14 protein-coding genes are annotated in these 12,912 nt (G+C 65.9%); 10 read left to right on the top strand and 4 right to left on the bottom strand.

The window, feature by feature from the left end; translation table 11 throughout:
* Positions 1-51: 51 nt before the first annotated feature.
* Positions 52-825: an N-acyl amino acid synthase FeeM domain-containing protein gene (locus tag ABID37_RS23160; protein WP_354199160.1), complete on the top strand. Its 774-nt coding sequence runs from the start codon at positions 52-54 to the stop codon at positions 823-825.
* Between the two features lie 21 nt (positions 826-846).
* Here ABID37_RS23160 and hrcA read toward each other — a convergent pair whose 3' ends face one another.
* Positions 847-1,938: a heat-inducible transcriptional repressor HrcA gene (gene hrcA / locus ABID37_RS23155; RefSeq protein ID WP_354199158.1), complete on the bottom strand. Its 1,092-nt coding sequence runs from the start codon at positions 1,936-1,938 to the stop codon at positions 847-849.
* A gap of 125 nt (positions 1,939-2,063) precedes the next feature.
* On the opposite strand from hrcA, the gene rph reads away from it, so the two are divergent.
* The 5 genes from rph (at position 2,064) to ABID37_RS23130 (ending at position 5,653) form a co-directional block, all read left to right on the top strand.
* Positions 2,064-2,780, top strand: a complete 717-nt coding sequence (gene rph / locus ABID37_RS23150; protein WP_354199156.1) for a ribonuclease PH — start codon at positions 2,064-2,066, stop codon at positions 2,778-2,780.
* Positions 2,781-2,793: 13 nt separating this feature from the next.
* Positions 2,794-3,204, top strand: a complete 411-nt coding sequence (locus tag ABID37_RS23145) for a VOC family protein (RefSeq protein WP_354199154.1) — start codon at positions 2,794-2,796, stop codon at positions 3,202-3,204.
* The gene (rdgB, locus tag ABID37_RS23140; RefSeq protein ID WP_354199152.1) at positions 3,204-3,857 is read left to right on the top strand and encodes an RdgB/HAM1 family non-canonical purine NTP pyrophosphatase; all 654 of its coding nucleotides are present in this window, start codon (positions 3,204-3,206) and stop codon (positions 3,855-3,857) included. Before ABID37_RS23145 ends, rdgB begins: the two co-directional genes overlap by 1 nt.
* A gap of 142 nt (positions 3,858-3,999) precedes the next feature.
* Positions 4,000-5,157, top strand: a complete 1,158-nt coding sequence (gene hemW / locus ABID37_RS23135) for a radical SAM family heme chaperone HemW (protein WP_354199150.1) — start codon at positions 4,000-4,002, stop codon at positions 5,155-5,157.
* Between the two features lie 31 nt (positions 5,158-5,188).
* Positions 5,189-5,653 (top strand): EamA family transporter, encoded by a 465-nt coding sequence (locus tag ABID37_RS23130; protein WP_354199148.1) that lies wholly within the window; start codon positions 5,189-5,191, stop codon positions 5,651-5,653.
* A gap of 25 nt (positions 5,654-5,678) precedes the next feature.
* Here ABID37_RS23130 and ABID37_RS23125 read toward each other — a convergent pair whose 3' ends face one another.
* Entirely contained in the window at positions 5,679-6,143 is a 465-nt protein-coding gene (locus ABID37_RS23125; protein WP_354199147.1) for a GNAT family N-acetyltransferase, read from the bottom strand.
* A 98-nt stretch (positions 6,144-6,241) separates the two neighbouring features.
* Between ABID37_RS23125 and rsmI the strand changes: the two genes are divergently transcribed.
* Together rsmI and ABID37_RS23115 are read left to right on the top strand one after the other, a co-directional pair.
* The gene (gene rsmI, locus ABID37_RS23120; protein WP_354199145.1) at positions 6,242-7,144 is read left to right on the top strand and encodes a 16S rRNA (cytidine(1402)-2'-O)-methyltransferase; all 903 of its coding nucleotides are present in this window, start codon (positions 6,242-6,244) and stop codon (positions 7,142-7,144) included.
* Complete coding sequence (locus tag ABID37_RS23115; protein ID WP_354199143.1) at positions 7,137-7,508, top strand: YraN family protein; 372 nt, start codon at positions 7,137-7,139, stop codon at positions 7,506-7,508. The genes rsmI and ABID37_RS23115 overlap by 8 nt, the downstream gene beginning before the upstream one ends.
* A 56-nt stretch (positions 7,509-7,564) precedes the next feature.
* Here the strand turns inward: ABID37_RS23115 and ABID37_RS23110 are convergent, their stop codons facing one another.
* Both ABID37_RS23110 and ABID37_RS23105 read right to left on the bottom strand, forming a co-directional pair.
* Positions 7,565-7,843: an acylphosphatase gene (locus tag ABID37_RS23110; RefSeq protein ID WP_354199141.1), complete on the bottom strand. Its 279-nt coding sequence runs from the start codon at positions 7,841-7,843 to the stop codon at positions 7,565-7,567.
* Entirely contained in the window at positions 7,840-9,219 is a 1,380-nt protein-coding gene (locus tag ABID37_RS23105) for a cytochrome P450 (protein WP_354199255.1), read from the bottom strand. Before ABID37_RS23105 ends, ABID37_RS23110 begins: the two co-directional genes overlap by 4 nt.
* 192 nt (positions 9,220-9,411) lie before the next feature.
* Between ABID37_RS23105 and ABID37_RS23100 the strand changes: the two genes are divergently transcribed.
* Together ABID37_RS23100 and gyrB are read left to right on the top strand one after the other, a co-directional pair.
* Positions 9,412-9,999, top strand: a complete 588-nt coding sequence (locus ABID37_RS23100) for an NADPH-dependent FMN reductase (RefSeq protein ID WP_354199139.1) — start codon at positions 9,412-9,414, stop codon at positions 9,997-9,999.
* Between the two features lie 205 nt (positions 10,000-10,204).
* Positions 10,205-12,682: a DNA topoisomerase (ATP-hydrolyzing) subunit B gene (gene gyrB, locus ABID37_RS23095; protein WP_354199137.1), complete on the top strand. Its 2,478-nt coding sequence runs from the start codon at positions 10,205-10,207 to the stop codon at positions 12,680-12,682.
* Positions 12,683-12,912: the final 230 nt, after the last annotated feature.

The raw sequence follows: 12,912 nt of genomic DNA, 5'->3' as shown, positions 1-12,912 counted from the left end.
CTGATCCAACGCTTACCCTTGATTAGCGGCGGCGGAATAGAGGGTAAGCCGATGGCAACTCGGCAATTGAAGCTGGATGCGGAAACCGAACCGGCACGGTCCGGCCTGTCCGGCTCGAGCTTTGCGAGCAAGGTGTTCGAACTGCTCGACCGTTCCGAGTACCGCCGCTGCGACAAGGGCGAGGACCTCGAGGACATCTACCGGTTGCGCTACAAGGCCTACCGGTTCAACGACATGGTGCCGGATGCCGAGAACCATGTCATCAGCGACGCGCTGGACGAGGTGCCGAACGTCTATCGCTTCGGCGTCTATGTGGACCAGACCCTGGTATCCACCATGCGCATCCACCACGTCACGCTGGAAACGCCCATGTCGCCCTCGGTGCAGGCGTTCGGCGACATCGTCTATCCGATGCTGGAAGCCGGCGACACCTTCGTGTGCATGAGCCGCTTCGCCTCGGACCCCGAGTGGACCCGCGTCTATCCGCACCTGCTCTATGTGACGCTGCGGCTGGCGGGCATGGCCTGCATCTATTTCAACGCGCCATACGGGCTTTCGACGGTGCGCGAGGACCATGCCGGCTTTTATCGCCGCATCTACTATTCCGAGCAGATCAGCGAGCCGCGCGCCTATCCGGGCGTGTTCAACAAGGTCGTGCTGTTCCGCACCAATGCCGTGGCCAACCGCGAGCGCTTCTATGCGCGTTTTCCCTTCTTCCGCTCGACGGAATGGGAGCGGCGCCTGCTGTTCGCCAAGGTCGGGGCCGGCGACGTGCAGCCTCTGACCATACTGCCGAGCGCCCGGTATATGGGCGACGCGGCTTGACGCCCCTCGCCAGCCTCCGGTTCAGCGCAGCATGCGCGAGACGAGCTGGGCGGTGTAGTCGACCATCGGCACGATGCGCGCATAGTTGAGCCGGGTCGGGCCGATGACGCCGAGCGCGCCGACCACGCGCGCCTCCGCATCGCGGTAAGGCGCCACCACCAGCGACGAGCCCGACAGCGAGAACAGCTTGTTCTCCGAGCCGATGAAGATGCGCACGCCGGGGCCTTCCTCGGCAAGGTCGAGCAGTTGCAGCAGGCCGTCCTGCGTTTCCAGATCGTCGAACAGGTTCTTCAACAGCTCCATGTCGGCCTGGGCGGTGATGTTCTCGAGCAGGTTCGCCCGGCCGCGCACGATCAGCCGCGCCGGCAGGCCGCTTTCGGCCCCGGCCCATACGGCAAGCCCCTGTTCCACCAGTTCCTGCGACAGCGAATCCAGTGCCGCGCGCGTTTCCTCCTTGATGCGCGAGATTTCTGCCCGTGCCTCGGCCAGCGTCCGCCCGCGTATGTGGGCGTTGAGGAAGTTGGAGGCTTCGTGGAGCTGCGAGACGGTGACCCCGGCCGGCAGGTCGATGATGCGGTTCTCGACGTCGCCGTTCTGCGAAACCAGCACGGCCAGCGCCTTGGTCGGCTCGAGCTGGATGAATTCGATATGTTTCAGCGACGCCTCGTTCTTGGCCGCCAGCACCAGCCCGGCGCCGCGCGACATGCCCGACAGAAGCTGGCTGGCCTCGGTCAGCATGTGTTCCAGCGAGGTGTCGTTGCCGGAAGCCTTGATCTGCGTCTCGATGCTGCGCCGCTCCTCGTCGCCGAGGTCGCCGATCTCCATGAAGGCATCGACGAAGAAGCGCAGGCCCGCCTGCGTCGGCAGGCGCCCGGCCGAGACGTGCGGCGCATAGACCAGCCCGAGGTGCTCCAGGTCGCTCATCACGTTGCGGATCGTCGCCGGCGAGAGCGAGGAGGGCAGGATGCGCGACAGGCTGCGCGAGCCCACCGGCTCGCCGTCCCTCAGGTAGGAATCGACGATGCGCCGGAAGATGTCGCGCGAACGCGCATCCAGCGATTGCCATTGCGAAACGGGAACCGGCGGTGTGGGAGCGGAACTGTGCTTTGTCATCGCGAACCTCTGCCCAAGGATATAGACGCGCCTCGCCCCAGTGCAAGCAACCCGTTTTCCTTTGCACACCGCGCCGTGGGGGGCTACAAGCCGGGCAAAATCAGGACAGACCAGAGAGACAAGACATGCGCCCCTCCAAACGCCAGCCCGACGAAATGCGCGCCATCTCCTTCGAGCGCGGCTTTTCCAAGCACGCCGAAGGTTCCTGCCTGGTCAAGTTCGGCGACACGCATGTGCTGTGCACGGCAAGCCTCGAAGAGCGGGTGCCGGGCTGGATGCGCAATTCCGGCAAGGGGTGGGTGACCGCGGAATACGGCATGCTGCCGCGCTCGACCGGCGAGCGCATGCGCCGCGAGGCGTCCAGCGGCAAGCAGGGCGGCCGTACGCTGGAAATCCAGCGGCTGATCGGGCGCTCGCTGCGCGCCGTGGTCGATATGCAGGCGCTGGGCGAACAGCAGATCACGGTGGATTGCGACGTGCTTCAGGCCGACGGCGGCACCCGCACCGCCTCGATCACCGGCGCATGGATCGCGCTGCATGATTGCCTGCGCTGGATGGAAGCCCGCCAGATGGTGAGCGTGCAGCGGGTGCTGAAGGATCACGTCGCCGCCATTTCCTGCGGCATCCATGACGGCGAGCCGGTCATCGACCTCGATTATCTGGAGGACTCCTCGGCCGGCACCGACGCCAATTTCGTCATGACCGGCAAGGGCGGCATCGTCGAGATCCAGGGCACCGCCGAGGGCGAGCCGTTTTCCGAGGCGCAGTTCGACGAGCTGATGGGGCTGGCGCGGCAGGGCATCGCCCGGCTGGTGGAGTTGCAGAAACTGGCCGTGGCTTGACGCAGGAAGAGACATGAAACCAGCCGCCATCCTCGAATCCGCGCTCTACGTCACCGATCTCGACGCCGCCGAAACCTTCTACGGCGACGTGCTGGGGCTGGAGCGCATCGTCAAGGTCGAGGGGCGGCACCTGTTCTTCCGCTGCGGGCAGGGCGTGCTGTTGCTGTTCGTTGCCGAAGCGACGAAGCAGCCGCCACGCCCCGATGCGCGCCTGCCGGTGCCGCCGCACGGCACGGTCGGGGAGGGGCATCTGTGCTTTTCGGCAAGCGCCGAGGAAATCGTCGCCTGGAAGGGCCGGCTGGAAGCGGCGGGCGTTGCAATCGAAGCCGATTTCGAGTGGCCGAATGGCGGCCGTTCGATCTACATCCGCGATCCTTCCGGCAATTCGCTGGAATTCGCCGAACCGCGCATCTGGGGCCTGTAATGCATCCTTTGGACAAGAAGATCGTCGTCGCCAGCCATAATGAAGGCAAGCTGCGCGAGTTCGCGGACCTGATGGGGCCGTTCGGATTCGAGGCGAAGTCGGCGCGCGAGTTCGGCCTGCCGGAGCCGGACGAGACCGGCACCACCTTCGAGGAGAATGCCTATATCAAGGCCTTCGCGGCTACCAAAGCCACCGGCCTGCCGGCGCTTTCCGACGATTCCGGCCTGTGCATCGATGCGCTGGACGGCGATCCGGGCGTCTATACCGCCAACTGGGCCGAGAAGCCGGACGGCACGCGCGATTTCGGCATGGCCATGGAAAAGGCTGAGACGGCCATGCAGAAGGCGGGGGCCGTGAAGCCGCAACAGCGCACCGGCCGCTTCGTTGCCGTGATCTGCCTGGCTTTTCCCGATGGAGAGGCGGAGTATTATCGCGGCGAGGTCGAAGGCCATCTCGTCTGGCCGCCGCGCGGCGAGCTTGGCTTCGGCTACGACCCGGTGTTCCTGCCCGATGGCTATGACAGGACCTTTGGTGAGATGACGGCTGAGCAAAAGCACGGCTGGAAGCCCGGCGCGACCGAGGCACTTTCGCACCGCGCCCGCGCCTTCCGGAAATTCGCCGAGGCGCGGCTGGGAGTGGTGGGAGCAAAGTGACCGTGCCGGCCACAATGGCAATGGCAACCTTCCGCCGTCATCCCGGCCAAGGGAGCGATGGCGACCGCGAGCCGGGATCCATTCCGGTTGTCGGCCGCCTTCCGCTCGGGCTTGGCCCAGATGACGTGGGGATGCGGGACAGATGACCGTCGACCGCTCTCCCGGTTTCGGGGTCTATCTCCACTGGCCGTTCTGCGCGGCCAAGTGCCCCTATTGCGACTTCAACAGCCATGTCCGCCACCAGAAGGTCGATCAAGAGCGTTTCGTGCGCGCCTTCGCCGCCGAAATGGCGTCGATGCGGGCGCGCACCGGGCCGCGCCAGGTGACGTCGATCTTCATCGGCGGCGGCACGCCTTCGCTGATGGAACCCACGACGGTCGGCGCGATCCTGGATGAGGTGGCGCGCAACTGGAGCGTGCCGGCCGGCATCGAAATAACGATGGAGGCCAATCCGTCCTCGGTGGAGGCCGAACGCTTCCGTGGCTACCGCGCCGCCGGCGTCAACCGCGTCTCGCTGGGCGTTCAGGCGCTCAACGACGCCGATCTGCGCTTTCTCGGCCGCCTCCACGACGTTTCCGAGGCCCTGCAGGCGATCCGGCTGGCCCGTGAAATCTTCCCGCGCCTGTCCTTCGACCTGATCTATGCCCGCCCCGGCCAGACACCGGAAGCGTGGGAGGCGGAACTGAACGAGGCGATCGGCCATGCCGCCGACCACCTGTCCCTCTATCAGTTGACCATCGAGGAAGGCACGGCCTTCCATAAGCTCCACGCCGCCCGCAAGTTCGAGATGCCGGTGCCTGGCCTTGCCGCCGATCTCTACCAGCTCACGCAGGAAGTGACCGCCGCGCGCGGCCTGCCGGCCTATGAGGTGTCCAACCACGCCCGTCCCGGCGCGGAAAGCCGGCACAACCTGGTCTACTGGCGCTATGGCGAATATGTCGGCATCGGCCCGGGCGCGCATGGCCGGTTTCTGGAAGACGGCATCCGGGTCGTCACCATTGCCGAACGGCACCCGGAGACATGGGCGGAACTGGTGGAACGGCAGGGCCACGGCATCGTCGACGGGGAACGGCTGACGCGCGATGAGGAAGCCGACGAGTTCCTGATGATGGGCCTGCGTCTGGTTGAGGGCATCGACCTTGCCCGTTTCGAAACCCTGTCAGGGCGCACGCTGCCGGCGCGGCAATTGTCCATTCTTCAGGAGGAAGGGCTGGTCGCGCCGGTCGGCAATTCGCGCCTGCGCGCCACGCCCTCCGGCATGATCGTGCTGAACTCGCTGGTGGCCGAACTGGCTCGCTGACGGCTTTTCTTTTGCTGGCGGCGGAGCCGGTATGGCCGCCCACAACATGGCGGGGCTTGGCGTGAATCTCTCCTTTTCCTCATGGCAATTCTGGGCGCTGCTTTCGGCTGCCTTTGCCGCGCTTACGGCCATCTTCGCCAAGGTGGGCGTGGAAAATGTCGATTCCGACTTCGCCACCCTGATCCGCACCGCCGTCATCCTGCTGGTGATCGCCGCAATCGTCATGGCGACCGGGCAGGCGCAGCCGCTTGGCTCCATATCGGGCAAGACCTACACATTTCTCGTGCTTTCAGGTCTGGCGACCGGCGCGTCATGGCTGTGCTACTTCCGCGCCCTGAAGCTCGGACAGGTGGCGCAGGTGGCGCCCATCGACAAGCTGAGCGTCGTTCTGGTGGCCGTGTTCGGCATGATCTTTCTGGGCGAGCGCCTGTCGGCCGCGAACTGGCTGGGTGTCACTCTCATCGGTGCTGGCGCGGTGCTGGTGGCTTATCGATAGGCGAGCCCACAACAGCATTTGCCGCTCAGCGCGAGATCGAGAAGACGGTGAGCCCCTCGACGCCTTCCTCGATGCAGCGCCATCCCATCTTTTCGTAGAAAGGCGCGAGATGCGGTTCGGCGCAGAGATAGACCGTGTCGGACCCTCGCCAAAATCCCTGCTCGACGGCGGCGAGCACGAGCTTCGTGCCAAGGCCGCTCTTGCGCGTCTTTTCCTCGACCCAGACGGCGGCGACCCATGGCGTGTATTGCGGGCGCTCGTCAAGATCGCTGGCGATCAGATGCGCACAGCCGTAAAAATCCGGGCCCTCATGGGCAACCAGCGAAAGCGGGATGTCCGGTCCATCCATGCATTCCGTTACCATGGCCTCGATCTCACCGAGGGCGACGCCCTGTTCACGCCACCATGCCTGCCACACACGGTCGGCAATCGTGCCGGCAAACTCCGGACGATCGCGCAGATCGGAAATCACGGGGAGGGAGGCTGTCATGGAGGTCTTTCCGCAGGCTTTGGTTGTGGCGGCTTGTGGCACGGGCTTTGCAAGGCACGCAAGCCATGCCAAACCGTGCTTCTGAAAAAGGACATGGCATGGATTCCGGAACTTCCAGACGCTCATTCCTGATCGGGCAGGCCGAATTTCCGGCGCGGCCGCTGGAGCCGGCGCTCTATCTGGTGGCGACGCCGATCGGCAATCTGGGCGACATCACCATACGGGCGCTGGAAACGCTGGCCGCCGCCGATGTGCTGGCCTGCGAGGACACGCGCGTGTCGCGCGTCCTGCTGGAGCGCTACGGTATCCGCCGCCGCACCACCGCCTACCATGAGCACAATGCCGCCGAGGCCGGGCCGCGGCTGCTCGCGGCGCTGGAGGAGGGCAGGAGCGTCGCGCTGATCTCGGATGCCGGCACGCCGCTGGTTTCCGATCCCGGCTACCGGCTGGTCGGCGAGGCACTTGAACGCGGGCTGCGCGTCGTGCCCGTGCCGGGGCCTTCGGCGGCGCTTGCCGCGCTCACCGTTTCCGGCCTGCCTTCGGACGCCTTCCTGTTCGCCGGCTTCCTGCCGGTCAAGGCCGGCCAGCGGCGCAGCCGGCTGGAACAGTGGCAGGCGGTGCCGGCCACGCTGATCTTCTTCGAATCGCCGCGCCGCGTGGCCGAGACGCTTGCCGCGATGGCTGAAGTGCTGGGCGGTGCGCGCCCGGCGGTCGTATGCCGCGAATTGACCAAGGCTTTCGAGGAGGCCCGTCATGGTTCCTTGCAGGAACTGGCGGCGCACTATGCCGCCGCCGACACGCCGAAGGGTGAAGTCGTCATCTGCGTCGGCCCTCCGGTGGAGGAAGAGGCGGCCCCCGCCGATGTCGACGCGCTGCTCATTGGTCTCGCGGCGGAGATGCCGGCATCGAAGGCTGCGGCCGAGGCGGCACGCATGACCGGTCAGCCCAAGCAGGAGCTTTACCGCAGGCTGCTCGCGCTGAAGGAGGAAAGCGGTGGCTGATGCCTCGACGCGGCGCCGCAAGGCCTATCGGCGCGGCCACCACAGCGAATGGTTGGCTGCGCTGGCGCTGATGGCCAAGGGCTATCGCATCCTTGCCCGCCGCTACCGCACGCGGCTTGGCGAAATCGACCTGATCGCCCGGCGCGGCGATCTGGTGCTGATCGTCGAGGTCAAGGCGCGGCGCTCGCTGGTCGAGGCGATGGAGGCCATTGCGCGCCAGTCCGAACGCCGCATCGAAGCCGCCGCCGACATCTGGCTGTCGCGCCAGCCGGACTTTGGCCGGTTTTCCGTGCGCTTCGACATGGTGGCCGTGCTGCCCTGGCGCTGGCCGGTGCATGTGGAGAACGTGTTCTATGGACGATAGCTCTTTGGCGAGCACTCCTCATCCGACCTCCCTTCGCGAGGTCGGATGAGGGGTCCTCAGCGCAGGATGCGAAAATCGGCCGGCACGTCCTGAACGCCCGGCGGCAGCATCTCGACCTCGCTGACCACCGCGCCCCGAGGTCCTTCACGCAGTCGTTCCAGCATTTCCGCAACCGCCTCGTCCGCGCCGCTCAGCAGCGCCTTGACCGAACCGCCCGGCTCGTTGCGCACCCAGCCGGCAAGGCCCAACCGCTCGGCCTCGTCCTGCGCCCAGTAGCGGAAGCCGACGCCCTGCACACGGCCCCTGATGCGCACCATGACCGTGCGGGCGCTCATCGGCGGCTCACCCGCATCGGCAGGCCTCCCTGCGGCTGCGTGGTCAGCTTCTGCACCGGCCATGGCCTGGTTTCGCTGACGGTTTCGAAGCGGAAGCGCGACAGCATGACGGCCAGCGCGATGATCGCCTCCTGCATGGCAAAGCTGGCGCCAATGCACACGCGCGGCCCCGCGCCGAACGGCAGGTACTGGTAGCGGTCGATGCGGTCGCGGTTTTCAGGGTGGAAACGCTCCGGCATGAAGGCGTCCGGCGCCTCCCACAGCTTGCGGTGGCGATGCACCGTCCACGGCATCACCAGCACCTGTGCGCCCTTGCGCAGTTCGAGGTCCTTGTAGTGGTCGGTCTCGATCGGCTCGCGGTTGATGGAGGGCGCCGGCGGGTAGAGCCGCAGCGCCTCCTCGAAGGCGGCGCGCGTCAGCGGCATGGCGTCCAGCCATTTCACCGGATCGGGCTCCCGCGCCAGAACCGCGTCGATCTCCCGCTCGATCTTTTCGCGTTCCCACGGCGCTTCGGCGAGGCAGTAGAGCGTCCAGCCGAGCGCCCGCGCGGTGGTCTCGTGGCCGGCGCCGATGAAGGTGACGATGTTATCCCCGATCTCGGCGCGGGTCAGCCCGTCCGGCCCTTCGGCGCGCAGCAGAAGGGTGAGGAAGTCGTTCGGCACCTTGTCGCCGTCGCGGTCCATGCGCGCGCGACGCATGGCCATGGTGTCGGCCACGATCTGGCGGAAATAGGCCATGGTGCGGCGGCCCCTTATGCGGGTGAGGCGCGGCAGCCAGTCCGGCGCGCGCAGCAGGTCGAGCGGATCGACCCGGCCCATGGTCTCGAACAGGTGGTCGATCTGTTGTGCGAAACTGCCCGGTTCGCCCGCGATCTCGCCCGAGAACAGCGTTTCGGCCAGGATCTCGTAGGTCAGCATCGTCATGTCGTTGGCGATGTCGGAGACGCGGCCGTCTTCGTAGCGCTCCACGAAGGCGTTGGTGCAGGCCAGCATGGGCGCGGCGAAGCCGAAGATGTGGCGCGGCGTGAACACCGGCGCCATGGCCTTGCGCGAGCGCTTCCACACCGCGCCCTCGGCCGTCAGCAGCCCGTCGCGCAGGATCGGCCGCAGCACCTTCTGGCGCACCGTCGCCATCTTGTAGTTCTTCGCATTGTCGACCAGCACGTGGCGGATGAGGCCGGGATCGTTGGCGATCACCAGCGGCCCGCCGATGCCGCTGATCGAGATCCACGGCTCGTTGTAGGAGGGCTCGCCCCACAATTCGAGCGGGTTGCGGTAGACGATGCGCATCATCTCCAGCGTCGAGGGCGGACTGCTGCGCGGCTTCGGCGCCGGCGGCACGAACGGGTCAGGGGTGGCTTCGACGGAGGGGGCCATCGCAGATATGTAGGTGAGGGGTGCGCCAGCGTCCACCGCCGGGGCCGGATGGCTGGCGGTGTTCATGAATCGTGAACGCACTGTCACCCCTGCCATCGCACCGGTCAGCAAAAATCTTCTCTTGCCGATCGCCGGGGGAAGGCCCATTTGGGGCCAGTCACTTTTAGTGACCGAGATCAAGGGAACCCTACATTGACACAAAAACTCAACATCATCGTCGGCAGCACCCGGCCGGGCCGTGTCGGTCCGATCTTCGCCAAGTGGTTCACCGACTTCGCCCGCGAGCACGGCAAGTTCGAGCCGGTGCTGGTCGACATCGCCGAATTCGACCTGCCGCTGTTCGACGAGCCGAAGCATCCCCGCCTCGGCCAGTACGAGAACGCCCACACCAGGCGCTGGTCGCAGGTCATCGCCGAAGGCGACGCCTTCGTCTTCGTGACGCCGGAATACAACTATTTCATCCCCGCGCCGCTGGTGAACGCCATCACCTACCTGTCGACGGAATGGAACTACAAGCCGGCCGGCTTCCTCTCCTATGGCGGGGTTTCCGGCGGCCTGCGCGCCGTGGAATCGGCCAAGCCGCTGCTCAACACGGTCAAGGTTGTGCCGATCCCCGAAGGCGTGCCGGTGCCGAACTACCCGCAGCTTCTGGTCGACGGCGAGTTCAAGCCGAACGATCTCATCACCGCCGGCGCCAAGACCATGCTGGACGAACTGGACCGCTGGGCCGGTGCCCTGAAGGCGCTTCGTCCGCAGGCCAAGGCCGCCGCGGCGGCCTGACCACGTTCCTGTTGCGCAAGGGGCCGCTTCGACGGCCGCTGAACGGCCCTGCCGGAGGATCTCCGGCAGGGCCGTTTTTCAGTGGCAAACTCCTTGGAAAACTTGGAAAAATGGCCCGAAACGCCTATATCTGGTGGATCGGCGGGCGCTCGATTCGGGACGGTTTCATGCGCCCGCCCCCGCGACAGAGAGACGAAAGTATTTCATGAGCGATACGACCGAGAACCAGGCCGGCGCACAGGCCGAGTACGGTGCGGATTCCATCAAGGTTTTGAAGGGGTTGGATGCCGTGCGCAAGCGGCCGGGCATGTATATCGGCGACACCGACGACGGTTCGGGTCTGCACCACATGGTCTACGAGGTGGTGGACAACGCCATCGACGAGGCGCTGGCCGGCCATGCCGATCTCGTTTCGGTCACGCTGAATGCCGATGGTTCATGCACCGTGGCCGACAACGGACGCGGCATTCCCACCGACCTGCACCCGACCGAAGGCGTGTCCGCGGCCGAAGTGATCATGACCCAGCTTCATGCGGGCGGAAAGTTCGACCAGAATTCCTACAAGGTTTCCGGCGGCCTGCACGGCGTGGGCGTGTCGGTGGTCAACGCGCTGTCGGTGTGGCTGAAGCTGCGCATCCGTCGCAACGGCAAGGTCCATGAGGTGAGTTTCACGCACGGCACGGTGGACGCGCCGCTGGCCGTGGTCGGTGATTATGAATCCGCCAACCAGCCCGGCACCTATGAGGGACGCAGCGGCACCGCCGTCACCTTCCTGCCGTCGCCGGATACCTTCAAGGGCGTCACCGAATTCGACTATGGCACGCTGGAGCACAGGCTGCGCGAGCTGGCCTTCCTCAATTCCGGCGTGCGCATCATCCTGACCGACAACCGCCATGCCGACGTGAAGCAGCAGGAACTGCATTACGAGGGCGGGCTGGAAGAGTTCGTGAAGTATCTCGACCGGGCCAAGAAGCCGCTGATCGACAAGCCGATCGCCATCCGCGCCGAGCGTGACGGCATCGGCGTCGAGGTGGCCATGTGGTGGAACGACAGCTACCACGAGAACGTGCTGGCCTTTACCAACAACATTCCCCAGCGTGACGGCGGCACCCATCTGGCCGGCTTCCGTGGGGCACTGACGCGCCAGGTCACCGGCTATGCCGAAACCTCCGGCATTTCCAAGAAGGAAAAGGTATCGCTGACCGGCGACGATTGCCGCGAGGGGCTGACGGCCGTACTTTCTGTGAAGGTGCCGGACCCGAAATTCTCCTCGCAGACCAAGGACAAGCTGGTGTCCTCCGAGGTGCGCCCGGTGGTCGAAAGCCTCGTCAACGAGGCGCTCGGCACCTGGCTGGAGGAGCATCCGTCCGAGGCCAAGACGCTGGTCGGCAAGGTGGTCGAGGCCGCCGCCGCGCGCGAGGCCGCGCGCAAGGCGCGCGAGCTGACCCGCCGCAAGGGGGTGCTCGACATCACCTCCTTGCCCGGCAAGCTGGCCGACTGCCAGGAGCGCGACCCGGCCAAGTCCGAACTGTTCATCGTCGAGGGTGACTCGGCCGGCGGCTCCGCCAAGGGCGGGCGCGAGCGCAAGAACCAGGCGATCCTGCCGCTGCGCGGCAAGATTCTCAACGTCGAGCGTGCCCGCTTCGACCGCATGCTGTCGTCCGATATGATCGGCACGCTGATCACGGCGCTCGGCACCTCGATCGGCAAGGACGAGTTCAACCCGGACAAGCTGCGCTACCACAAGATCATCATCATGACGGACGCCGACGTCGACGGCGCCCATATCCGCACGCTGCTGCTCACCTTCTTCTTCCGCCAGATGCCGGAACTGATCGAGCGCGGCCACCTCTACATCGCCCAGCCGCCGCTCTATAAGGTGACGCGCGGCAAGAGCTCGCAATATCTCAAGGACGAGGCGGCCTTCGAGGACTATCTCATCGGCACCGGCCTCGAAGACGCGTCCCTGACGCTGGGTTCGGGCGAGGTGCGCGCCGGGCAGGACCTGCGCGCGGCGGTGGACGACGCGCTGGCCGTGCGCCACCTCCTGAACGGGCTGCACACGCGCTACAGCCATGCCGTGGTCGAGCAGGCGACCATCGCCGGCGGCCTCAATCCGGGGGTCTTCGACGATCTCGGCAAGGCCAATGCCATGGCCGAGCGGATCGCCGAGCGGCTGGACCTGATCTCGGAAGAAACCGAACGTGGCTGGAAGGGCTCGACCTCGCGCTCCAACGAGGGGCCGGGCGGCTACCTGTTCGAGCGCACCGTGCGCGGCGTCCGCGAGGCGGTGCATCTCGACATGGCGCTGATCAACTCGGCCGACGCACGCCAGCTCGACCGCCTTGCGCCGCGCCTTGGCGAGGTCTACGCCCGGCAGCCGGTGCTGCGCCGCAAGGAAGGCAGCCAGACGCTCTCCGGGCCGCTGGCCCTGCTCGACGCCGTCTTCGCCATTGGCCGCAAGGGGCTGACCATGCAGCGCTACAAGGGCCTTGGCGAGATGAACGCCGAACAGCTCTGGGAAACCACGCTGGACCCCAATGCGCGTTCGCTTCTGCAGGTCAAGGTCAACGACGCCTCCGGCGCCGACGAGCTGTTCGCGCGCCTGATGGGCGACGAGGTGGAACCGCGCCGCGAGTTCATCCAGGAGAACGCGCTGAGCGTCGCCAATCTGGATATCTGATGGCCAATTAGGTGTCTGAGCGACCGCGCGGGCAGCAATTGCCTGCGCGGTTTTTTTTTACACCCAACCGTCATCCACCTCGCTCGTCCCAATCTTCATCCACCTCGCTCGTGTAGACGCGTTCCGCTTATCTCGTCGTCGTCATCAACTCTGATGGTTTTGATTGTCTCTGAGCCTTGCGTTGAGGGTTATGATGATCTTTCGCATGGTCGCTGCGATTGCGAGGATCG

It is taken from the genome of Aquamicrobium terrae (assembly GCF_040545735.1).
Taxonomy (GTDB): Bacteria; Pseudomonadota; Alphaproteobacteria; order Rhizobiales; family Rhizobiaceae; genus Mesorhizobium; species Mesorhizobium terrae_A.
Note: the sequence above shows the minus strand (reverse complement) of the source record. Positions and strands in the feature narration are given on the sequence as shown.